This window comes from Pseudogulbenkiania sp. FW507-F1 (assembly GCF_058781125.1).
In genome coordinates this window covers 31,237-53,503 of record NZ_JBYSWM010000011.1, presented here as the reverse complement: position 1 = coordinate 53,503, position 22,267 = coordinate 31,237, and the positions used below count along the sequence as shown (strand labels likewise).

Below are 22,267 nucleotides of genomic sequence, written 5' to 3'. Positions count from 1 at the left end.
CGACCCGCCTCTCATAAACTTTAGCGTCTTTTTGCATTTTTCCTGCATATGACTAGCACAAGGCCCGTTGCCAATCGTGCAGATGCTCTTCCAGCATATAATGCTGTCGCACCCAGTCGCGCAACTGGTCCCCTGCGCGGTAGGCAGCCGGCAAATCGTGCACCCGCTGACGGATCGCCTCGACCCATCCGGAAACCTCATTGGCGACCCGGCATACCGGGGCCCCGCCAGTCTGATAGGGGTAGATATCGGTGCACACCACCGGCCAGCCCAGCACCCCATACTCCAGCAAGCGGAGGTTACTCTTGGCCTCGTTGAACGGGCTCACTTCCAGCGGAGCGATGGCCAGGTCCAGGTTCAGGCTGGCCATCTTTTCTGGATACAGGTCGAAAGCGACAAAGGGATGTACCTCTGCCACGTACGGACGCAGTTCCGCCAGGCACATGCCCATGAACACCCAGTCCACTTCATCGGCAGTCTGCTTGACTACCTCGACGATCAGCTCGAGATCACCACGATGCTGAGCTGCCCCCACCCAGCCGACGCGGGGCTTCTTGCCCGTGCCACGGAGAGACGACAATCCGTCCCAACGGCTCTTCTGCAAGCGATTGGGGATAACGACGATATCGTCGATCATGCCACGGCAGTGTTCCGCCAGCGGGTCAGTCGACACAATCAGGGTGTCACTCAAGGCCAGGGCCTTGCGCAACCGAGAGCGGGCATCCGGAAATACCTTCTTCCAATGGCGCGAAAACGAGCTTTTCTCAGGAATGGCACCGACCAGGTCGTCCATGCCGAAGACAATGCGCATCTCGGGCAGGAACTGGCGATAGTTCTTCATCGCCTCGACCAGGCCGTCGCCGATGGCGGTATGGAGCAGCAGGGTATCGGGGGCCTGGCGGGCCATTTCCACCACTGACAGCACATGCAGGCCGCTGCTGCCGCTCGGCTGCAGGATGTCGCCATCCAGACGGCCCGCCGCCTGCAACGCGTTGAGCGGCATGCAGACACGGTATTCGCCGCTGCCGCCGCTGACGGGCAGACCGAGCACTCGCCGGCGGCCAGGGATGGCGGGGTCCCAAGATGCGGCACGGCTGGTTTCCAGCATCATCTTGCGGCTGTTCAGGGCCAAGTGGCGGTTGTAGGCAGGATCGCGCGCCAGTTGCGGCAGCCAGCGCGCCATCATGGTGTTCAGTTCGTCGTACTCGCGTACCGCCGCTTCCAGCGCCACGCGAGGGTCGGACGTGCGGCGCCCGATGCTGCGGGCGTGATGGTGCACCATCACGGCAAAGGGGTTGTAGACATTGCGCAGGCCAGCGGCCTGGAGCTTGAGACAGAGGTCGACATCATTGAACAGCACGGTGAGTGCGGTATCGTCCATGCCGCCCACCGCCAGGTAGTGTTCCTTGGCCACCATCAGGCAGGCTGCCGTCACCGCCGAGTAGTTCTGGCCGGTGAGCAGCCGGTTCATGTAGCCCGGGGAGAAGATGTCTTCGCCCTCGAACACGTGATCGGCGACCGAACGCAGACCGCCGGGCAGGCCGAGCACGATGCCGGCATGCTGGATCAGGCCGACCTCCGGATAGGTCAGGCGGGCGCCGACCGCCCCCACGCCCGGTTGCTGCGCCCAGGCCAGCAAGCGCTCCAGCCAGGTGTCCAACACCACTTCGGTGTCGTTGTTGAGCAGCAGCACATAGCTGCCGCGGGCTTCCGCCACGCCCAGGTTGCACTGGGCGGAGAAGTTGAACGGCGCGTCGTAGGCCACGATGCGCACCCGATCCGGCCAACGTGAGCAAATGTCCCGATAGTACTCCCGGGTTTCCGGCTCTTCCGAACGGTTGTCGACGATGATCAGCTCGAAATTCTGGTAGCGGCTCCCCTCGAACAGGCTTTCGACGCACGGTTCCAGCACCTCGAGCTTGTCGCGGTTGGGCACGATCACGGACACCAGCGGTTCGCCCTGCACACGCAGGTTGAAGTGGAACGTTCCCTCCAGATAGCCGTCGCCCAATTCCACATCCAGTCCCAGGCGCCGGGCATGGTTCTCCAGCGCGACGCGTTGCGCCGGCAGAGTCAGGGGATGCGGCTTGACCGGAGGCAACGACAGCAGCATGTCGTCGACATGGCCGATGGACTGTGGTCCATGCTGCTCGAACAGCCACAGCAACAGGTCGAACCAGTAGGCCCCCGGGTAGGCTTCAAAACCGCCGCGCTCCAGCAATGCCGATGTCGCCACCGCCACGGCGTCGCCGATGTAATCCATCGAGCGCAGATATTCCGGCGCAAAGTCGGGACGGAAGCGGGGTTTGAAACGCTCGCCCATAGGGGAAACGATATCGCTGTCGCAGTACAAGGCCGCCCATTCCGGATGCATGTGGATGGCCTCGCCGAAACGCACCAGGGCCTGCGGGACCAGGCGGAAGCCCACTGGCAACCACATCAGCCAATCGGCGGGCACTTCCGCCGCCACGCTGTTCACGGCCCGTGCCAAAAGATCCGGATCGTCCAGCGTATCGAGCTGCAGCCAGCCCAGCTGTTCGTGCTCCTGGAAGGCCGGATCCGGCGCCTCCCAGTCCGCGAGCACGATCAGTCGCCAGTGGGGGTAGAGCTGCTGCTGCAAGGCGTCAACCGTGTCGGCCAGGCGGTTCTGCTCCTGCCGGCTCACGACCGTGACCAGATTGAACACCGGCCGTGACGACCAAGCCAGGACCATGCGTTCGGCCAACTGTTCGGCGTGCACCTCGCGGAAATGGTGGTTTTGCAGCCATGTGCGGTACTGGCGCAATACCGCCAGATCGCCGCCGCCGACGCTGTCCAGAGGCGGCGTCCCCAACGACGGCGGCAGCACGATGCGCAACGCCTCCGGCAGCACCAGGTTCCAGGCCTGGACGAAACGGTCTATCTGCCCTTCCAGCAGGCGCCCGCGCAGCAGGTAATCGCGTGCGCGGGTTGCCAGTGCGCGCCGCTTGGCGGCATTTTCCACCAAGTCCGCCAGGGCCTCGTACCAGGCATCCTCGTCATCCGGCGGCAGCACCACGCCCAGATCGAGCTCCTTGATGTGGTGGTAGGCCGGCACATCGCTCAGGACGGACACCGCCCCCACGGAGGAGTATTCCAGCCACTTGATGTCGGACTTGCCCGCGTTGAACTCGGACTCTTCCAGCGCGGCGATGCCGATGTCGATCTTCAGGCTGCCCAGTTTCGGCAGATAGCCCTGGTATTCCACGCCCCCGTTCACGAAACGGACGTCGGGCACGCCTTCCATCTGCGGCGGTATGCTGCCCCAGAACACGAAGGACACCTTGCCGTCGTAATCGCGCGCAAGCCGCGCCAGGGCGCTGCCGATACGGGCAAGGTCGTGACGGTGGGTTGCGGTGCCGGCGAAACCGATGGTCACCGTGGCCGCCTGGTCGTCCAGCTGCGGCTCCACCAGACGCGCTGCGCTCAGGTAATTGGGCAAGACCGCGACGTTCGGATTGTAGGCCCTGACGATCTCGGCCAGTACCGGCGTACTCGCAGTCACCAGATGGAAGCGCGGCAGCATGTTCTTGATACGCGAGAAGCTGGGCTTGAACTCGGCGTATTGCGGGTGGCTCATAGGCAGCGACGGCAGCCAATCGTCCAGTTCGTACACCAGAGGCTTGCCGGATTGCAGCAGCCGTTGCACCAGTTCGTCGGTGGACGGATGCAGCGCCGAGCGCTGCACGATGAACATGTCCATGGCGTCGATGAAGTCCTGGTCGCTGGCGAACGGGAATTGCCCATCCACCATGACACTGGCCGTGTACCGCCAGTAGTGGACCTCGATCGCATCGGCCAGCACGGCCAGCGGGTCGCCCAGACGCAGTCGGAAGCACGCGCTGTCGGGAGGGTCCTGGCTCAGCACGCCGATGCGCGGCTTGCGCTTCTCCACCTGGTTGGCGGACGCCATGCTCTGGCTAGGCGTGTTCCCCGCCTCCCGCACGTGCCCCTGCGTGGTCTCGATAAACGCCACCAGTTCCTCGCCGAACTGGGCCTGCGTCGCCTTGTATTGTTCCTGCACGCGACGAACGGTCGCCTTGGCTCGGGCGATCTCTTCCTCTCCTGCGCCCCATGCCACGCCGTCAGAGCCCAGGTAATTGTGCATGGGTTTTTCCAGCATGATCGGGTTGGGCAGATAGACGACCGGGCAGCCACATAGCAAGGCTTCGAAGCAGGCGGTGGAGTGCTCGTAGGTGAACAGCAATTCGGCGCCGCGATAGAGCGCGGCCAGCTCCGCCGGCGAACGGTTGGGAACACGGAACGAAATCTCGGTGGCCTCCGCCGTCAACGGCCACGGTTCGCCCCCCTTGTTCAGATAGCGGTTCAGCCAGACCAGATGGCCATGCCGCTCCCCATCATCCACTCCGTCGGCATGGTAGACGCGCGTGTCGACCAGCGGCACTTGCAGCAAGCCGGCCTGCCAACCCTCCGGCAGGACGTCGTAGCCGTGCACATAGAGCAGATCGTCGGCGGACCAGCCCAGGTCGCCCAGCGAGGTATTGGTAAGCGCGCCGGGCACGTTGAGCAGGTAGCGCACCACATGCCTGGCCCGCATCGGGTTGCCTTGAATGATTTCGGGGTAGATCACGATGGGTTCGCGGCCAGCACCGAGATGGGCCTGATAGATCTCGGGCGTCAGCTCGGGGGTAAGTAGCGTCGCCGAGGTATCGCCTTGCATGACGTAGGCTTCCTGTCCGCGCAGGTTCAGCTCATGGCACAGGTAGTGGAGCGCCCTCACCCCCCCGGAAGTCTCGCGATATGGCGGGGCATAAACGTAGTAGGGAGCGGATTGGCTCGGAGAGGAAGCGCTGGCTTGAGACATGATGGCCCGGTCAGGTAAGTTCAGTAAGGGGATGGCGATGCCGCATCAGCCGTGAAGAAGGCGCCGATTTCCTGGCACACGCGGCGTACTTGTTCCACGGTCATTTCGGAGTACAGGGGCAAGCGCACCAGGCAGTGGGACACGCGCTCGGTCACCGGCAGGCCGCCCGCCGTCCGCCCGAAGCGCATGCCCGCAGGCGAATCATGCAGCGGCACGTAGTGGAATACCGCCGAAATGCCCTGGCTGCGCAGATGATCGATCAGGCCGTCGCGCTTCTCTTCGCTCCGGCAGACCAGATAGAAGATATGGCCGTTCTCGGGGTGCTCCCCCGGATTGATCGGCAGCGCGAAATGCTCTTCCCGCACCAGCGGCGTCAGCAGGTCCATGTACCGGTCATACAGCGAGCGCCGATGCGCGTTGATGCGCCTGGCCTGCTCCAGCTGAGCGTAGAGAAAGGCAGCCGTCAGCTCGCTGGGCAGGAAGGAGGAGCCGATGTCGACCCAGGTGTATTTGTCGACCTCGCCACGGAAGAAGGCCTTGCGGTTGGTGCCCTTCTGCCAGATGACCTCGGCGCGGTCGATCAGCTCGGGATCGTTGATCAGCAGGGCCCCGCCCTCGCCGCTGATGATGTTCTTGGTTTCGTGAAAACTCAGGCACCCCAGGTCGCCGATCGTCCCCAGCGCCTGGCCGTCGGATTGGGCCAGGATGGCTTGCGCCGCATCCTCGATCAGCCGCAAACCGTGCTTGCGGCACAGCGCCTTGAGCGCCTCCATGGCGCAGGGCTGGCCGGCGTAGTGCACCGCCACGATCGCCTTGGTCTTCTCGGTGATGGCGGCCTCGACCAGCCTCTCGTCGAGGTTGAGCGTGTCGGGGCGGATGTCGACGAAGACCGGCACGCCACCGCGCAGGACGAAGGCGTTGGCCGTCGACACGAAGGTGAACGAGGGCATGATCACCTCGTCACCGGGGCCGATACCGGCCAGGATCGCCGCCATCTCCAGGGCGCCTGTGCACGAGTGGGTCAGCAGGACCTTGCGTGCCTTGAGGTGCTCTTCCAGCCATTGCTGGCACTTGCGGGTATAGGCGCCGTCGCCGGCGATCGAACTGCTCATCACCGCCTGGGCGATGTAGAACAACTCCTTGCCGACGATGAACGGTTTGCCGAAGGGGATGCGGGAAAGATTCACGTCGCGACTTTCTGGAACAGGCCGAACAGTTTGTAGCCCAGCATCCGGGTGTGCAATTGCTCGACTTGAAGGTCTCGGGGTTCGGCCAAGGTCTGTCCCGTCAGTTGCTCCCAGGCCGCCGCGACCTGCTCGTCCGGGTATGCCAGCACCCGGTCGAGCTCGCTGATGTAGGTTTCGAACCAGCGCATTTCGAAGCCGGCGCGCACCAGCAGGGCCGGCAAGGTCGCCGGCTCGAAATAGCTCCAGTGACCGTGGCAGATATTGTTGTTATGCACGCCCTCGATGGTCAGCAGGAGGCTGCTGAAATTGGGCACCTGCACCACCAGCCAGCCCCCCGGTTTGAGGTCCTGGCTGACGCGATCGAGGAAGGCCAGCGGATCGGCGACATGCTCCAGCACGTCCAGCAGCGCGATTACATCGAACGGCCCCCACTCTTCAGGCAGGGCGCACGGGTATTCGCCGCAGACGGCGGAGAGCCCGGCCGACCGGCAGGCTTGCACAGCGGCTGGATTGATATCCATGCCGAAGGACTGCCACCCCGCCTCTTCCGCCGCGCGCAGCAAGGCGCCTGACGAGGAGCCGATATCCAGCAGACGACCAGGTCCCGCCAACTCACTCAGCCGGCCGGCCACATAGGCCGCCTTGTCGCGCTCGAGCGCGGCATAGAACGGGTCGTGTTTGAGCTCGAGATTGGCCTGGCTCGCCGAACTGTCCTGATAGCGCTGCCGTTCGAAGTCGCGATCGATGACCTCCCGGCTGTACACCAGCCGGCATTCGGGGCAGCGCACCAGTTGCATGCCGTGAGCCCGCAGCAGCACAGCTGCCCGCTCGTGCGCTGTGCCGCACTGCGGGCAATCACGCCGGAAACTGGCGCCGGGGAGAAAGTCACCCCGCTCATCGAGCAGGCGGCCGAAAGTTTCAGCCTCGGCCCGTCGCAGCGCCTGGTTCGCGCCGGCGAGGGAGGCACGCACGCCAGGCCGCAATGCCGCGTCGAAGGTATTTTTATCCAGCATCAAACCATGCCTCATTCGAAAGGGGCTCGCCTCTCATGCGGAGCGATATCCCCCACTCCAGGCTCACACCGGAGCTTGTTGCGCCTCGATCCGGCGGGCGATTTCCTCGACGGTCAGCGTGCCGAGCGACTCCACCGGCAGGGAGGCAAAGCTGCTGAAGCGCTCGTCGCACGCCAGCAGAAAGCCGACCACGCTGAACGAGTCGATCTGTTCGAACAGGGGCTTGTCGGCTTCGATATCGCCGACGCCTTCGGACTGCAGGTAATCGAGAATCCAGGCTTTGATGGTTTCCATATTCCCTCGACAAAGCGCCCTCATGGCAGGCGCACAGATTTGATACCCATGCTGACGTAGCGGCCGCCATCGGGCAGCGTATCGTGCACCACGCAGCCGATGCCGACCGAGCAGTGCTTGCCGACCACGCTCCCCGGCAGGATCACGCACTGCGCACCGAAGATCGTGAAATCGCCGATTACGACGTCGCCACAAACCTTGTCGCGCGGGCCGTCCGTCCTCTGCTGATAGTCGTCGCTCTTGGTAAAGACACTGACATGGGTGGAGAAGCCCACCCCGTCCCCCAGCCGTATCGTCCCGCCGGTGCCGCCCAGAAAGCAGAACGGCGATACGTGCACCTGCCGGCCGATTTCGATATGGCCCGTCAGGATGGCGAAATCGTCGATACGCGCGCCATCCCCGATCACGCCGGAGATATCGTAAAACGTGGCGCGGCGCGAAACACGCACCCCTTCACCGACGTGGCTGAAGCCCAGCGCCAGCACTTCTTCGCGGCTCAACGGTTCCATGGAGCTCCCGGTCAGATGAACAGGTCGAAGTCCGGTACGGTGTCGACCACCTCGCCCGCCGCCATGCGCTCCAGCAGCAGATTGGACTCGTGACGGATGCAGTGGAAGGTACAGTGCTTGGCCGGATCGACTCGGGTCATCACCTGGGCCCGGCGATCGCCCTTCCACAGCTCCTCCAGCGAGGTCTTGGCGACGTCGCCGATGCGCATGTTGAGGTTGCCGCGGTGGTACGGGCACACGTAGGCGCCGCTCGGCGTGATCACCGTGCGCAGCTCGGCGGTCAGGCAGCGGTTGTAGGGCTTGATCTGGGTGCCCACGCCTTTCAGCGCCTCTTCCAGGGTGAACGGCGCGATGATCTTGAAGTTGTCGTCGGCCAGCTCGTGAATGGCCTTCAGGTTGCGGTTGACCATCTCGACCACCGACAGGTCCTGCTGCTGCAGGAAGTGCATCATGTCGAAGGCCGGCTTGACCTCGAAATAGTCGCAGCCGATGTCCTTGGCCAGGCGGGCGGCTTTTTCGATATCCACGGCGTTGCTGCGCAGCAGGCTGCCGTCGCTATTGAACTTCGACAGCAGCAGGAAGGAATAGCCCAAGAGACCGGTCTTGCGTTCGGCCATCTGCCGCATATTGTCGATCACCAGGTTGAACTGAGACTTGCCACTGGCGTGCGGGCGGAAGTCGGCGAACACTTCTTCACTGCCTGCATCCACCGATACCCGCAGCCAGCTGGTCATGGTGATGCACTCGTCCATGTAGCGATGCATCAGCGTGCCGTTGGTAGTGACCCCGACCTTGACCCCGGACTGGTACAACGAGCTCACCAGCGCCCCGAACTTGGGGTGCGCCATCGGCTCGCCGCCGCCGATCAGCACTACAGCACGCACCCCGCTCTCCGCAAACTCTTCGGCCAGGCGCAGCAGACGCTCGTTGTCTATCCCCCCCTGGTTGAGCAGGTTGGCGCTGATGCAGTCATGGCACGCCAGGTTACAGGCGGTCGTTGGATCCAGTTCAACCACGAAAGGAGCGTTGTTGCTCTTGTTCCAGAGAAACCGGTTGATGAAATCCTGCACGGACTCCTGCTTCAGTTTTTCAACCAGAGAAAGCGGGCGGGAAATCTGGCCCATATGCACACTCCTAAGTGTTTGCCCGCACTGTCGTGGCGAGACCGGCCCGACAGGTGGAATTGCTCACGACCGAGGCCGTTCAATCAAAAAATGAGGACCGACTTGGGCAGGGAATACGTGTCCAGCGCCTTGACCCCGCCTTCCCGCCCGATACCCGAGGCGGCAAAACCGCCTACCGGCAGCTCCGGCAGCCAGAACTCGGGGTCCGCGTTGACCCAGATACGGCCGATCCGAACCTGCCTGATGGCGGCAAGGGCGGCCGACGTGGCGGCCGTCCACACATACACCGCCAAGCCATACTGGTTATCGGCCAGAATCGCCGGAAATTTATCGGCTTCGACGCGCATCACGGTGACGACCGGTCCAAAAATTTCCTGCTGCCGCAGCGGAGAGTGCAAGGGTACCCGGTCCAGCACCACCGGCCCCAGGAAGTTGCCCGGCCCGTCCAGCAGCGATCCCGGCAAGGGCACGAAGCCGGCCGGCCGCGCCTGTTCGATCAAGTCCAGCAGGCGCTGCTTGTGCGCGGCGGAAATCATGGGCTGGATCGTCGCGGCCGTCCCCGCCTCTCCTACCGGGAAACGTTCGCGCAGCGCCTGTTCCAGGTGCACCGCCCACTCGTCCGCAACACTCGGGTCCACCAGCACGTGCGTGCCGGCGATGCAGGCCTGTCCGCCGTTGCGAAAACCGCCGGCCACCACCGCCCGCGCCGCCCGCGGCAGGTCGGCGTCGGGGTAGATCAGCACGTGGTTGTTGCCGCCCAGCTCGGCCGACACCCGTTTGCCGGTGGCCGTGGCGGCCGACTCGATGGCCCGCCCCGCCGCCGTGGAGCCGACGAAGGCGATCATGTCGACGTCCGGATTGGCCACCAGCGCCCGGCCGACGGCATCGCCCTGGCCGAACAGCACCTGCACCACCCCAGGCGGGAACAAGGGGTTGTTCGCCATCGCCTCGACCAGCAACGCCAGGCTGCCGGCTGCCAGTTCGCTCGGCTTGAGCACCACGCAGCAGCCGGCCGCCAAGGCGAAGGGCATACGCTCCGCAGCCGTGATCAGCGGGTAATTCCACGGCACGATCAGCCCCACCACGCCCATCGGCTCGCGCAGGGTCAGGGCCAGCCCTTGGGTCGTGGCCGTGCTCAGGCACTCGCTGTGTTCGGTCCGGGCCAGCGCCGCCGCGTACTCCCACAGGCCCGCCGCACCGGCCACCTCGCCGCGCGCCACATCCAGGGGCTTGCCGGTATCGCGCGCTTCAGCGGCAGCAAACTCCTCAAGCCGGTCCCGCAGCAACGCCGCCACGCTGAGTAGCGCCGTCGCGCGCTCCATCGACGGCACGGCCCGCCATTGATTAAAAAAGGCATCACGCGCCCGCCGGCAAACCTGGGCGACCTGCTCCGGCGTGGCGCAGGGATACGATGCCGCCGGCAGTCCGGTGCGGGGGTCATGCGTGGTCAGCAATGCGCTCACTGGGCTACCTCGTAGCTGATGAGCCGCTTGATCGGCTTGCCCGACGAGGTGCGCGGCACCTCGCTCACGGCATGAATCTGGTCCGGCCGTTGCGACTGCGGCAACGATGCATTGAACAGGCGGCTCAGCTCGTCCTTGATCGCCTGCGCATTGCCACCGGCCGGTGGCACGAAGAACACGTCGTAGGTTTCGCCCCAGAACAGGTCGGGCTTGCCAACCGCATAGCACTCTTCGCACAGTTGGGTGGCGTGGACCATGTCCTCGATCTCGGCGAGGTTGATCATCTCGCCCCCCTTCTTGATGGAGTCCTTCTTGCGACCGGAAATATAAAGTTCGCCATCACTGACATGGCCCAGGTCGCCCGTCCGGAACGGTTGCCGGCGGTCGAAATAGTTGATGCCACCGCCTTCCGCGAGGTAGCCCAGGGCCATATATGGCGATTGCACCAGCAACTCGCCATCGGCCTGATCGTCGATCTGCACGCCCACGTCCGCCATGACCTTCCCGACCGAGAACGGGCCACTATCGGCGTCGCCGATGGTGAACGACCCGCCCAGCTCGGTGATGCCGAAGCACGGCAGCAAAGGCGCGCCCAGCACGCGCAGGAATTCTTCCTTGATGGCCGGATACAGGATCGAACTGGTGGAAATGATGCGCGCGCGCTGGAGGGGCTCGAGATCCGCCGAGAAAAACCGGTACGTCTTGGCGAGCGTGGCCGCCATAGTCGGCGACAGGTAGAGAGAATCCGGCCGGAATCGTGCCAGGTCGGCCCAGAAATCGCCCAGGTTTTTGGCCGCAAAGCGTTTCCCCACCGCAATGACACCGCCTGAGAGCAAGGGGCAAGCAAACAGGTTGAACAAGCCCGCGTTATAGAACATCGGCCAATTGTGCAGGGTCACCTGTCCGGGCTGCAGGCCGACCGCGCCGGCAAACACCTTGGCGGCGGCGAAGAAATTTTCCAGAGACTGAACGATGCCTTTCGGCGCCCCGGTCGTGCCGGAGGAAAAGACCACCAGGAACGGATCGGACATCCCGCCTTGGTGAACGCAGTCGGGAATGGAGGTGTCGAGCGCATAGGCGAGCTGGTCGTACGAGGTGATCACCATGGAGGCATTGGCGACACGCTTGGCCTTGTCCAACTGGGCCACGCTCACCGCCGGATCGACCGGGCAGGCCGTCATCCCGCCCAAGGCGAGGGCCAGGATCAGTTCGAGATATTCGGGGCGATTCTCCAGCCCGATGATGACCCGGTCGCCATGGCGCGCACCTTGGCGGACCAGATGGTTCAGCAGGCGGACGGCCCGCTCGAAAAACTCGCGGTAATGGATGGTTTTATCGCCATCGAGCAACAGGAACGGTGAATCCTCGCCATGCAGGAAAAGATTCGCAAAAAATTCATACCGTGTCGAAGGCATAGTGTTTTCTCCATGATGAGCCAGGGATGACGGGAGCCTGCACGCCACCGTGTCAGCACCTCTCCGGGCGATGGCACATCAGGGCTGGCGGGTATCGACGGCTATCGCCGCCCTCCGCCGCCAACCTCCCGATGAGGCTCCTGCCCCGCCCTCTCTTGAGCGGGGTACTAGCCACACCCTGTGCTTGCGCCGGCTAGCCGGTGCACCCCAGCAGCGTTTCCAACAAAACATCGATGCGGCTCTTGCACTGCTGCAGCACGCCGGGATCGAACACGATCTCATCGGCACCAGGCTGGAGCCCGGCCGCCTTGTTGACCACCATGCACACATGGGCGTAGGGAATGCCCATTTCCTTGGCCAGCGCCGCCTCCGGCATACCCGTCATGCCGACCATGGTGGCGCCGTCGCGCTCAAGGCGGCGGATCTCGGCCGGCGACTCCAGACGGGGGCCCTGGGCGACGGCATAGACGCCACCGTCCACGATCGGCACCCCTGCACCCAGGGCCGCGGCCAGCAGGCGGGCGCGCAAATGAGGGCAGTAGGGACGGGTGAAATCGACGTGCACCACCGGCTTGTCCGGCCCTTCGAAGAAGGTGTGCTTGCGTCCCCAGGTGTAATCGATGATGTCGTCCGGCACCACCAGCATGCCGGTTTCCAGGTTGACGGCGATGCCGCCCACCGAACCGATCGAGACGATGCCCCTGACACCCTGGTTGTGCAGGGCCCAGATATTGGCACGGGAATTGATCTCGTGGGGAGCGATGGAGTGGCCAAAACCGTGGCGCGCCAGGAAGACGACGTTTTCCTGTCCGATGCGGCCGAAGGTGAGTGCGCAAGAGGGGTCGCCAAAGGGTGTGCGCACCACTTGGCGATGGGTAATTTCGAGAATGGGCAGCGTGGCAAGCCCGCTGCCGCCGATGATGGCTAGCATGGCGGTTCCCCTTGGCAAGAGCGTGGCTGGCGAGCGCCGGCCACGCAAGGCTTATTGTGCCGCCATTATGGCTTAATAATGACGGCGGGAAAATGCGCCGGGGCTTACAGCTTGCTTATTTCAGCGCGTGGATGGCCGGCAGGTTGCGCCAGATGCCGCGCACGTCCATGCCGTAGCCGAACACGTAGCGGTCTGGTACGTCGAGGCCGACGAAATCGGCTGCGATCGGCTTTTCCTTGCTGATTAATTTGTTGGCGAATACCGCACTGTAGAAGCTCTTCGCGCCCATCTCCATCACCTTGTCGCGGATCGCCGCCATGGTCTGGCCTTCATCGAGGATGTCGTCGAGCACTAGCACCACGCGGTCGCGCACGTCTTCCTTCGGCGCCTGACGCCACACCAGTTCGCCGCCCTGGGTCTTGTCGCCGTAGCGCGAGACGTGCACGTAGTCGAAGTCGAGCGGGAAGATCAGGCGCGGCAGCAACTGGCCGGTGAACACCACGGCGCCCCCCATCACGGAGAGGATGAGCGGGTAGCTGTCGCCCAGTTTGGCGGTGATGTCGAGCGCCATGCGGTCGACGGCGGCGTCGACCTCTTCGGCGGTAAACAGGATGTCCGAGCTGTTCAGGATGCCACGGGCTTCGGCGACGTTGGGCATGGTTGTCTCCATTCAAAAGAAGAAGCCCCCGAACGGGGGCTGCGCTGGTTCCGTCGGGCGGAGCGCTCAGCGCGCGTTGAAGGTAGCGAGATAGTCCGCGAATTCACGGCCGACCTCGTGGTGTTTCAGACCGTAATTGATGGTGGCCTTGAGGTAACCCAGCTTGGAGCCGCAATCGTAGCGTACGCCGTTGAACGGCAGCGCCAGCACGGTTTCGTCCTTGAGCAGTTCGGCGATACCGTCGGTGAGTTGGATTTCGCCGCCGGCACCGGCCTGGGTCTTGGCCAGTTTGTCGAAGATGCGCGGGGTCAGGATGTAGCGTCCCACTACGGCGAGGTTGGACGGCGCCACGTCCGGATGCGGCTTCTCGACGATGCTGCTGATGCGTTGCAAGCCAGTGGCATCGCGCTGCACTTCGACGATGCCGTAGGAGCCGGTTTCTTCCGGCGCGACGGTTTCCACCCCCAGCACCGAGCACTGCTGCTCGTCGAAGGTCTCGACCATCTGCGCCATGGCGCCGGGCTCGCCGTCGATCAGGTCGTCGGCCAGGATCACCGCGAACGGCTCGTCGCCGACCACCGGCCGGGCGCACAGCACGGCGTGGCCGAGGCCGAGCGCCTCGGTCTGACGGATGTAGATGCAGGTGACCGACGGCGGCAGGATGCCCTGCACTAGGTCCAGCAGCTTCTGCTTGTTCTTGTATTCCAGCTCGGTTTCGAGCTCGTAGGCCTTGTCGAAATGGTCTTCGATGGAGCGCTTGTTACGCCCGGTGATGAAAATCAGCTCGGTGATGCCGGCAGCGATGGCCTCCTCGACCGCGTACTGGATCAGCGGCTTGTCGACCACCGGCAGCATTTCCTTGGGACTCGCCTTGGTGGCGGGCAGGAAGCGGGTGCCCATGCCGGCGACCGGGAACACGGCTTTGGTAATTTTCTTCATCTCTACGGCTCTCTGATGGAATCGGGGGGATTTTACCCCGTGGCGGCGTGCTTTGCCGAGCCGAGCGCGGCCAATTCTTGACCTGCACGCGCAATGACCTCACTCCAATCGCCAGGATGGCGCTGGCGCAGGATGCGCATGGAGGGATACCAGGGGCTGGATTCGCCACCGGCCATGAAGAAGGGCGCACTTTCGGCTCGCATCAGCACCCACACCGGCTTTCCCATGGCGCCGGCCAGATGCACCACCGAGGTGTCGACGCTGAGCACCAGGTCGAGCTGGTCGATAACCTCGGCGGTATCGGCAAAGTCGGTGATGGGCAGAGCCCGCACCCGCCCCTCCACCTCTGCGGGAAGTTCGCCCAGCTGCAGCGAGATGAAGTCGACACCCGGCATATCGAACAGGCGAGAGAACTGTTCGAGCGGCACCGATTTATTCTGCCGGCCGTGGTCGGCGATGCCGACGCCCCAGCTGCCGGTCTCCCACACCACGCCGACGCGCAGGCGCCCCGGCTCGGCAACGGGAAGACCCGTCTGCCGGGCCGGCAGCGCCTGCAGATAAGTCGCCGTGGGCAGCGTCTCCAGCTCGATGCCCAGCACGCCCGGCAGCGACATGAGCGGAACCTGCACATCGTGCGGGGGGGCGGCCGCGTCGAGGTCGATCAGCTCGACCCGGTCGAATTGCCCGAACAGCCGCAAGAAAGTGCGCGGAACCGCCAGCACCAGGCGAGCGTCGGGTTGCTGCTGACGCAGCACGGGCAGAAAGCGCGCCATCTGTAGGGTGTCACCCAGCCCTTGCTCGGCCCATAGCAGCAGCGTCCGTCCGCCCAGCGGCTCGCCTTGCCAGCGACGTTCGCGGTAGCGCGGCACCAATACCGACGACCAGCGCGCCTCGTACAAGGGCCAGGCGTCGAGGTAGCGTCCCTGCAACAGCAGGGCGATTGACAGGTTGAAACGCAAGTCGGCGTCGTCCGGCGCCAATTCCAGCCCGGCACGGTAGGCCGCCTCCGCGTCGTCCAGTCGCAGGGCGCAGCTGAGAGCGTTGGCCAGGTTGTTGTAGCGGCCAGGCGATGGCCCGCCCAGCTCGATCGCCCGTCGCTGGCAGGCGGCTGATTCGTCATAACGCAGGGCATATTGCAGCACCACGCCGAGGTTGCTCCAGGCATCGACATGATCGGGCTGTGCCGCCAGCAGCTCGCGCAGCAGGCTTTCGGCCAACGTCAGTTCGCCCAGCTCCTTGAGCAGCACCGCCAGATTACATTTGACGCTGCCCGAGGCCGGGTTGAGCGCGGCGGCACGCAGGTAATCGTCCAGCGCCAGGTGATAGCGCTTGAGCTTCACCCTGGCGTTGCCGCGGTTGGCCAGCGCCTGCCAGTCATCGGCATCGAGAGCAAGACAGCGGTCGAAGGCGGCAATGGCCTCCTCGAACTGCCCCGCCGCCGCCAGCCGGTTCCCCCTCTCGAACGCTTCCGCCACCGTCTCCGCCATGATGTTCTCCGTTTTCGGACTCACTCCGCCCGCTCCAGCAGCGCTAGCAGGCCGGCCTCGTCGAGCACCGGCACGCCGAGCTCCTCGGCCTTGGCGAGCTTGCTGCCCGCCGCCTCACCAGCCACCACGTAGTGGGTTTTCTTCGACACGCTGCCGGCCACCTTGCCGCCGGCCGCCTCGATCAGCTCCTTGGCCTGGTCGCGCGACAGCGTGGGCAGCGTGCCGGTCAGCACCAGGGTCTTGCCCTCCAGCACCAGGTTGGCCGAAGACGGCTGCGTGGGCAGGTCGGCCAGGATAGCGTCCACCAGCGAGGCGAGTTGGCTCAGCTCGGCACGCCGGCCCGGCTCGTCGAGCCAATCGGCCAGGGCGTTGAAGACGTCGGCTGGCAGATCGAGCTGCATCAGCTCGCGCCGCTCGCTGGCCGCCAGGGCGGCGAGGCCGGCGATCTGGCCGGCCAGCTGCTGGCTGCGCAGTTCGGTCAGGCGCGGGATGCCGAGCCGCGCCAGCAACGCCGCCGGCTGCAGTCGTTCGGCCAACTTGGGCGACGGCGCGTGCTCGTCGCCAGGTTCGACATGGCGCAGCAGGGCCTCGAGCACCGTCTCGTTGTTGTCCTCGGCGAAGAAGTCGGCGATGGCCTCGGCCACCACGCCGCCGATGTCGGGCAGCGCGGCCAAGAGCGGTGCCGGGGCCCGGCGAATCAGTGCGAGACGCCCGAGCCAGTCGGCCAGGGTCTTGGCGGTGGATTCGCCGACGTGGCGGATGCCGAGCGCGAACAGCAGCCGCGCCAGCGTCGGACGGCGGCTGGCGGCGATGGCGGCGAGCAGGTTCTCGGCCCACTTGGTGGCGATCTGGCCCTTCTGCACCGTTTCCGGCACCACCCCGTCGCGCTCGTCGGCGCGACGCTTCATTTCCAAGAGATCGGCAAGCTGAAGGGTGTAGAGGTCGGCGACGCTGTTGACGTAACCGAACTCGACCAGGTTGTCGATGTAGCGCTCGCCCAGGCCGTCGATGTCCATCATGCGGCGCCCGGCGAAATGCTGGATCGCCTGGCTGCGCTGGGCGCGGCAGATCAGGCCACCGGAGCAGCGCGCAATCGCCTCGCCCTCCTCGCGCACCACGTGGCTGCCGCATACGGGGCAGGTGGTCGGCAGACGGTAGGCCGGATATTGCGGCTCGTCGCCGCTGCTGAACAGGTCGCCGCCGGCCACCGGACGCATCGGCCGGCGCTCCAGCACCACGGCAACCACCTCGGGGATGACGTCGCCGGCTCGGCGCACGATCACGGTATCGCCGACGCGCACGTCCTTGCGCCGCACCTCGTCCTCGTTGTGCAGCGTGGCGTTGGTGACGGTGACGCCGCCGACGAAGACGGGCTTGAGACGCGCCACCGGCGTGATGGCGCCGGTGCGGCCGACCTGCTCCTCGATCGCCTCGACCAGGGTCAGCGCCTCCTCGGCAGGGAATTTGTGGGCGATGGCCCAGCGCGGCGCGCGCGAGACAAAGCCGAGCGCCTCCTGCTGGGCACGGTCGTTGACCTTGTACACCACGCCGTCGATGTCGTACGGCAGGCTGGCACGCTGGCGCAGGATGGCCTCGTAGTAGGCGGCGAGCCCTGCCACGCCACGCACCACCGGGCGCAGGTCGGCCGGCACCAGCGGGATGCCGAGCCGGTGCAGCCAGTCGAGCTCGGCCTGGTGCGAGGTCGGCCAGTCGGCGCCCTCGACCTGGGCGATGGCGTAGGCGAAGAACGACAGCCGGCGCCGCGCGGTGATGCGCGAATCGAGCTGGCGCAGGCTGCCGGCGGCGGCGTTGCGCGGGTTAGCGAAAGTCTTGTCGCCGCGCGCGGCCTGCTCGGCGTTGAGCTGCTCGAAATCACGCTTGAGCATCAGCACCTCGCCGCGCACTTCCAGCAGCGCCGGCGGGTGTTCGATGGCCAGACGCAGCGGGATGGCCCGCACGGTGCGCAGGTTCTCGGTGACGTTCTCGCCGGAGAAACCATCGCCACGGGTGGCACCCTGCACCAGCACGCCGTCGCGGTAGACCAGGCTGACCGCCAGTCCGTCGAACTTGGGCTGCACCGCGTACTCGACCTCCGCCGCCCCCAGCGCCTTGCGCACGCGCTCGTCGAACTGGATCAGCTCGGCGTGGCGCTGCTCGGAGTCGGCGGCATCGAGGTCGGAGAAGGCGTTGTTCAGCGACAGCATCGGCACGGCATGGGTCACGCTGGAAAACTCGGCCAGCGGCGCGCCGCCGACACGCAGGGTCGGCGAGTCGGCGCGGTGCAGCTCGGGATGAGCCGCCTCCAGCGCCTCCAGCTCGCGGTACAGGCGGTCGTACTCGGCGTCCGGCACCGTCGGCGCATCCCGTTCGTAGTATTCGCGGCTGTAGCGGTTCAAGAGCGGCACCAGTTCGGCGATGCGCTGCACCGCCTGTTCGCGCTCGTTCGATTGCGACATTGTCAAACCCATAGCAAAAAAGCCGGCATCAGAGCCGGCCGGTCATTCCTGAAGATCCTGGTTCAAGCAAACAGGCGCAGTGCAGCCACGCTGCCCGGCGCGATGCCACGATCGTCCATGCTGCCGTAGATATGCTGCAGCTGGTCGCGGATGCGGGTCAGCCCAACGTCGGACAGTACGCGATGGTTGTCGTCGACCAGCTGCGCGTCAAACTCGTGCGCCAGCTGCTGGGCGAACTCCAGCGCGCGGTCGAACACTTCGACGCCCCCGGCCACGCGCGGCACGTCGAACAGCAGCGTCAGTGCGGCGAAGGAGTGGTCGAGCAGGTTGTGGTAGCTGAACGGCGTCTGGTCGGCAGCGGCCAGCGAGTAGAGCGAGTTGCCGGAATCGGCCAGGTAGTGGAACGCGCCGTCCGGCTCCAGCTGCAGTCCGCCGGCTTCGCTGAAGCTGCGCAGCCGTGCGCCGTCGATCGGCTGGCGCGGCACGATGTTGATGCCGATCAGCATGTCGACCTCGGAGCAGAAACGGTCCAGTTCGCGTGCCGCCACCAGTTTCTGCTGTCGCTGCGGGAAGCTGACCGCGGCGTTGTGCTCGTCGGCGAAACGCGACACCTGCTGGCAGAAGCTCGCCAGCTCCTGTTCGGTCACGGCGCCGCCGCGATCGACCAGCTGCAGGCCGATATTGAGTTGCTTGTAACGGGTGCCGGGCAGAATCTCGGCCGGCTTCCACAGGCCTTTTTCGGTGCGGCCGATGATCTGCACACGCTTGGCGACGTTGAAGCGCGGCATCGCGGCCAGTTCATGCGACTGGTGGAACACCACTTCGGCGATGAAGTCGAGCGAGGGGTCGAGCATCGCCACCACCAGGGCCTGGTGGTCGGCCGAGTCGAAGGCGAAATCGGTCTCCTCTTCCAGGTCGATATCGTCGTCCAGCCGTGGCAGTTCGGGGATGTCGTGGGGGTCGAGCGGAGGCAGTTCCGGTTCGAAGCCCGGTGCTTCCGGCTCGTTGTCGGCGCCAGCCGCGTCGACCAGCACCGGCTCCAGCCGGGTCGCCTTGACGCCGTCGCGCACGTTGTTCTTGGGGACGTTCAACAGCACGTCGTCATGATGACGCGCAAAGGCCTGGCGCGTTTTCTTGCGAAAGCGCCACTCCTGCAACACGTTGAATCCGTAGACGAGGCCGACCACGGCCGCGCCCAACGCCAGTAAACCTATCTGCAATTCGCTCATTAGCCCGTCCGCGTTAAGGCGAATAATCCCGAAGCATTATATCGGAAGGGGATGCTTGACACAGCTATCACGTTGTCAATCGTTTCACCCGAACCTTACCACTTCACGCCTCGTCCCTTCCATAGCAAAACCGCCAAATCGATAGCGATTTGTCATCCGTCCCGGCCCTTTTCGCCTCTGGCGGCGCGTATTTGTCATGTTCATGGCGAACCATTCACGCCAACGTCGTGTCCCAGCAGCCTGCTGGCACCGGGGAAAGCGTGGCACTTGCCATTTAGTACTAGTTAGAACTAAACTAATACGAACCAAAACAGGACTGCCCGTGGATACCGTTTACAAGACCGACGTTCTCCCCGTCATTCGGGAGCTGGTGCGCGCTTTCCAGGCGTTCGAACAGTACTCGGCACGTCACGTGCGCGAACTCGGCCTGACCCCGCCGCAGTTCGACGTGATCGCCACGCTCGGCAACACGCCGGGCATGAGCTGCAAGGAGCTCTCGGAAAAAACCCTGATCACCAAGGGCACCCTGACCGGCGTGATCGACCGACTCGCCGAAAAAGGCGTGGTGACGCGCCAGGAGCGGCCCGAGGATCGCCGCAGCGTGTTCCTATCCCTGACCAGTGCCGGGGAGGAATTGTTCCGCCAGGTGTTTCCGGCACACTGCGACTACATGCACCAGGCCTTCAGCCAGTGCAGCCGCGACCAGCTCCAGCTCTGGTCGAACCAGCTGGCGGGGTTGAAGACGGTACTCAACCAGGCTTTGGAGAAACAAGAAAATGAATCGACCTGAACGTTACGCCACCCCGTCCATCCTGCTGCACTGGCTGGTGGCGCTGCTGATCGTGGTGGGGTTCGGCCTGGGCCTGACCCTGTCCGGCATGCCGCTGTCGCCGACCAAGTTCAAGCTGATCGGCTGGCACAAGTGGCTGGGCATCAGCGTGCTGGCGCTGCTGGCATTGCGTCTCGCAGGGCGACTGCTGTGGCCGGCACCGGCGCTGCCCGGGACGATGTCGCCGCTGGCGCAACTGGCCGCCAAGGGCGGGCATCTGGCGCTGTACGCGCTGATGCTGGCGGTGCCGCTGACCGGCTGGTTGATGAGCTCGGCCTACGGCATCCCGGTGGTCTATCTTGGCCTGCTCCCGCTGCCCGACCTGATCGCGGCCAACGAGACCTTGGCCCATCAGCTCAAGGAAGTGCATGAACTGCTCAACTGGACGCTGGCCTTGGCCGTGGCCGGCCACGTGCTGGTGGCGTTCAAGCACCACTTCATCGACCGCGACGGCCTGCTGTTCCGCATGAGCCTGAAACAGCCGCGCGCCTGACCTTCACAACTTTGCTACCGAGACCCGACATGAGAGTGCTGATTTCCGCCGCCCTGCTGCTGGCGACCCCGCTGGCCTTCGCCGCGCCGGCCGACCTGACCCAAAGCCGCATCGGCTTCGCCATGAAACAACTGGGCACGCCGGTCGACGGCGGTTTCAAGAGCTTTTCGGCCAACGTCGAGCTGAACCCGGCCAAGCCGGAGGCCGGCAAGGCCGACATCACCATCCAGACCGGCAGCATCAGCCTGCCGACGCGCGACGCGGAAGCCGAGGCCAAGAAGAAGGAGTGGTTCAACGCCGGCCAGTTCCCGACCGCGCGCTTCGTGTCGAGCAGCATCAAGAGCGCCGGCCCCAACCGCTACCAGGTGACCGGCAAACTCACGCTCAAGGGCATCACCCGCGACGTCAGCGCGCCGTTCACGCTGAAACAGCAAGGCGCCCTGAGCGTGGTGGAAGGCGTGATGCCGGTGTCCCGTCTGGCCTTCAAGATCGGTGAAGGCGACTGGACCGATACCGGCACCGTTGCCGACGAAGTGCAGATCAAATTCCGCGTGGCTTTCCCGGCCGCGACCAAGTAGGACCTGTTCACGATCCGTCGCGAGCGGCCCTCAGCGGGGTGAAGAGCAGCACAGAAATCGGAATGGACACGCCGTCCATGAGGATTTCTGATCGCTGAGCGAATCAATAGATTCGCACGCAGTGCACATGAACCCCGATCAGGGATCGCGCAGCAGGATCGTGAGCAGGTTCCAAGCAACCAGCAGGAGAAAGTAAGACATGATGAAGCAGACCCTGATCGCCGCCGCCCTGGCCGGCCTGAGCACCGCCGCCCTCGCCGCCCCGGTGACCTACAACGTCGACCCGACCCATACCTTCGCCCAGTACGAAGTGAACCACCTGGGCTTCTCGGTCCAGTCCGGCACCTTCACCAAGACCAGCGGCAAGGTCGAGCTCGACAGCGCCGCCAAGAAAGGCGCGGTCGACATCACCATCGACACCGACTCGCTGCAGACCTTCCTGCCGGACCGCGACAAGCACCTGAAGAGCAAGGACTTCTTCAACGTGGCGCAGTACCCGACCATCACCTTCAAGTCCAAGAACCTGGAGTTCGCCGGCGACAAGCTGACCGCACTGAAGGGCGACCTGACCATCCTCGGTGTGACCAAGCCGGTCACGCTGAAAGTCACCCAGTTCGGCGGCAAGCCGAACCCGATGACCGGCAAGCAGACCTACGGTGCCAACGCCGAGACCGTGATCAAGCGCAGCGACTTCGGCATGAAGACCTTCCTGCCGGCCATCGCCGACGACGTGGTGCTGAAAGTGGCGATCGAAGCCGTCAAGGCCGAGTAAGCCCCGCGCTCCGTAGCAATGACGACAGCCCGCCTGATTGGCGGGCT

Annotated in this window: 18 protein-coding genes; 4 read left to right on the top strand and 14 right to left on the bottom strand. The window is 64.8% G+C overall.

Annotation, left to right across the window (positions count from 1 at the left end):
- Nucleotides 1–52: 52 nt before the first annotated feature.
- From AC3WG5_RS09135 to AC3WG5_RS09070, 14 genes are all read right to left on the bottom strand, one after another.
- Entirely contained in the window at nt 53–4,843 is a 4,791-nt protein-coding gene (locus tag AC3WG5_RS09135; RefSeq protein WP_492568470.1) for a glycosyltransferase, read from the bottom strand.
- 20 nt (nt 4,844–4,863) lie between these two features.
- Nucleotides 4,864–6,030, bottom strand: coding sequence for a dTDP-4-amino-4,6-dideoxygalactose transaminase (gene rffA, locus AC3WG5_RS09130; RefSeq protein WP_492568469.1), 1,167 nt, complete (start codon nt 6,028–6,030; stop codon nt 4,864–4,866).
- On the bottom strand, nt 6,027–7,043 hold the full coding sequence (locus AC3WG5_RS09125; protein WP_492568468.1) for a methyltransferase domain-containing protein: 1,017 nt from the start codon (nt 7,041–7,043) through the stop codon (nt 6,027–6,029). Before AC3WG5_RS09125 ends, rffA begins: the two co-directional genes overlap by 4 nt.
- A 63-nt stretch (nt 7,044–7,106) precedes the next feature.
- The gene (locus AC3WG5_RS09120; protein ID WP_014085842.1) at nt 7,107–7,337 is read right to left on the bottom strand and encodes a hypothetical protein; all 231 of its coding nucleotides are present in this window, start codon (nt 7,335–7,337) and stop codon (nt 7,107–7,109) included.
- Between the two features lie 20 nt (nt 7,338–7,357).
- Entirely contained in the window at nt 7,358–7,846 is a 489-nt protein-coding gene (locus AC3WG5_RS09115) for an acyltransferase (RefSeq protein ID WP_014085841.1), read from the bottom strand.
- An 11-nt stretch (nt 7,847–7,857) separates the two neighbouring features.
- Nucleotides 7,858–8,970, bottom strand: a complete 1,113-nt coding sequence (locus tag AC3WG5_RS09110) for a radical SAM protein (protein WP_492568467.1) — start codon at nt 8,968–8,970, stop codon at nt 7,858–7,860.
- Between the two features lie 83 nt (nt 8,971–9,053).
- On the bottom strand, nt 9,054–10,433 hold the full coding sequence (locus tag AC3WG5_RS09105; protein WP_482583303.1) for an aldehyde dehydrogenase family protein: 1,380 nt from the start codon (nt 10,431–10,433) through the stop codon (nt 9,054–9,056).
- The gene (locus tag AC3WG5_RS09100) at nt 10,430–11,848 is read right to left on the bottom strand and encodes a class I adenylate-forming enzyme family protein (RefSeq protein WP_492568466.1); all 1,419 of its coding nucleotides are present in this window, start codon (nt 11,846–11,848) and stop codon (nt 10,430–10,432) included. The genes AC3WG5_RS09105 and AC3WG5_RS09100 overlap by 4 nt, the downstream gene beginning before the upstream one ends.
- A 193-nt stretch (nt 11,849–12,041) precedes the next feature.
- Complete coding sequence (locus AC3WG5_RS09095; RefSeq protein ID WP_492568465.1) at nt 12,042–12,779, bottom strand: S-methyl-5'-thioinosine phosphorylase; 738 nt, start codon at nt 12,777–12,779, stop codon at nt 12,042–12,044.
- Between the two features lie 115 nt (nt 12,780–12,894).
- Nucleotides 12,895–13,437: a hypoxanthine-guanine phosphoribosyltransferase gene (locus AC3WG5_RS09090; protein ID WP_008955600.1), complete on the bottom strand. Its 543-nt coding sequence runs from the start codon at nt 13,435–13,437 to the stop codon at nt 12,895–12,897.
- Between the two features lie 66 nt (nt 13,438–13,503).
- The gene (gene galU, locus AC3WG5_RS09085; RefSeq protein ID WP_492568464.1) at nt 13,504–14,376 is read right to left on the bottom strand and encodes a UTP--glucose-1-phosphate uridylyltransferase GalU; all 873 of its coding nucleotides are present in this window, start codon (nt 14,374–14,376) and stop codon (nt 13,504–13,506) included.
- 32 nt (nt 14,377–14,408) lie between these two features.
- A complete protein-coding gene (locus AC3WG5_RS09080; protein WP_492568463.1) occupies nt 14,409–15,887 on the bottom strand; it encodes a tetratricopeptide repeat protein in 1,479 nt (492 codons plus the stop codon).
- Entirely contained in the window at nt 15,884–18,319 is a 2,436-nt protein-coding gene (gene ligA / locus AC3WG5_RS09075) for an NAD-dependent DNA ligase LigA (RefSeq protein WP_492568462.1), read from the bottom strand. The genes AC3WG5_RS09080 and ligA overlap by 4 nt, the downstream gene beginning before the upstream one ends.
- Nucleotides 18,320–18,381: 62 nt before the next feature.
- Nucleotides 18,382–19,548 (bottom strand): cell division protein ZipA C-terminal FtsZ-binding domain-containing protein, encoded by a 1,167-nt coding sequence (locus AC3WG5_RS09070; protein WP_014085833.1) that lies wholly within the window; start codon nt 19,546–19,548, stop codon nt 18,382–18,384.
- 322 nt (nt 19,549–19,870) lie between these two features.
- Here AC3WG5_RS09070 and AC3WG5_RS09065 point away from each other — a divergent pair, with 322 nt between their 5' ends.
- From AC3WG5_RS09065 to AC3WG5_RS09050, 4 genes are all read left to right on the top strand, one after another.
- The gene (locus AC3WG5_RS09065) at nt 19,871–20,338 is read left to right on the top strand and encodes a MarR family winged helix-turn-helix transcriptional regulator (protein WP_492568461.1); all 468 of its coding nucleotides are present in this window, start codon (nt 19,871–19,873) and stop codon (nt 20,336–20,338) included.
- Nucleotides 20,325–20,870 (top strand): cytochrome b, encoded by a 546-nt coding sequence (locus AC3WG5_RS09060; protein ID WP_492568460.1) that lies wholly within the window; start codon nt 20,325–20,327, stop codon nt 20,868–20,870. The genes AC3WG5_RS09065 and AC3WG5_RS09060 overlap by 14 nt, the downstream gene beginning before the upstream one ends.
- A gap of 29 nt (nt 20,871–20,899) precedes the next feature.
- Nucleotides 20,900–21,448 carry a YceI family protein gene (locus tag AC3WG5_RS09055; RefSeq protein ID WP_492568459.1) on the top strand — a complete coding sequence of 183 codons (549 nt, stop codon included), beginning with the start codon at nt 20,900–20,902 and terminating at the stop codon, nt 21,446–21,448.
- A 199-nt stretch (nt 21,449–21,647) separates the two neighbouring features.
- Nucleotides 21,648–22,220: a YceI family protein gene (locus AC3WG5_RS09050; RefSeq protein ID WP_492568458.1), complete on the top strand. Its 573-nt coding sequence runs from the start codon at nt 21,648–21,650 to the stop codon at nt 22,218–22,220.
- Nucleotides 22,221–22,267 lie beyond the last annotated feature (47 nt).

Bases quoted from the DNA above. Each gene is read 5' to 3' on its own strand.
- AC3WG5_RS09135 (WP_492568470.1), bottom strand. From the start codon at position 4,843: ATGTCTCAAGCCAGCGCTTCCTCTCCGAGCCAATCCGCTCCCTACTAC.
- AC3WG5_RS09125 (WP_492568468.1), bottom strand. From the start codon at position 7,043: ATGCTGGATAAAAATACCTTCGACGCGGCATTGCGGCCTGGCGTGCGT.
- AC3WG5_RS09120 (WP_014085842.1), bottom strand. From the start codon at position 7,337: ATGGAAACCATCAAAGCCTGGATTCTCGATTACCTGCAGTCCGAAGGC.
- AC3WG5_RS09115 (WP_014085841.1), bottom strand. From the start codon at position 7,846: ATGGAACCGTTGAGCCGCGAAGAAGTGCTGGCGCTGGGCTTCAGCCAC.
- AC3WG5_RS09110 (WP_492568467.1), bottom strand. From the start codon at position 8,970: ATGGGCCAGATTTCCCGCCCGCTTTCTCTGGTTGAAAAACTGAAGCAG.
- AC3WG5_RS09100 (WP_492568466.1), bottom strand. From the start codon at position 11,848: ATGCCTTCGACACGGTATGAATTTTTTGCGAATCTTTTCCTGCATGGC.
- AC3WG5_RS09095 (WP_492568465.1), bottom strand. From the start codon at position 12,779: ATGCTAGCCATCATCGGCGGCAGCGGGCTTGCCACGCTGCCCATTCTC.
- AC3WG5_RS09090 (WP_008955600.1), bottom strand. From the start codon at position 13,437: ATGCCCAACGTCGCCGAAGCCCGTGGCATCCTGAACAGCTCGGACATC.
- galU (WP_492568464.1), bottom strand. From the start codon at position 14,376: ATGAAGAAAATTACCAAAGCCGTGTTCCCGGTCGCCGGCATGGGCACC.
- ligA (WP_492568462.1), bottom strand. From the start codon at position 18,319: ATGTCGCAATCGAACGAGCGCGAACAGGCGGTGCAGCGCATCGCCGAA.
- AC3WG5_RS09070 (WP_014085833.1), bottom strand. From the start codon at position 19,548: ATGAGCGAATTGCAGATAGGTTTACTGGCGTTGGGCGCGGCCGTGGTC.
- AC3WG5_RS09060 (WP_492568460.1), top strand. From the start codon at position 20,325: ATGAATCGACCTGAACGTTACGCCACCCCGTCCATCCTGCTGCACTGG.
- AC3WG5_RS09055 (WP_492568459.1), top strand. From the start codon at position 20,900: ATGAGAGTGCTGATTTCCGCCGCCCTGCTGCTGGCGACCCCGCTGGCC.
- AC3WG5_RS09050 (WP_492568458.1), top strand. From the start codon at position 21,648: ATGATGAAGCAGACCCTGATCGCCGCCGCCCTGGCCGGCCTGAGCACC.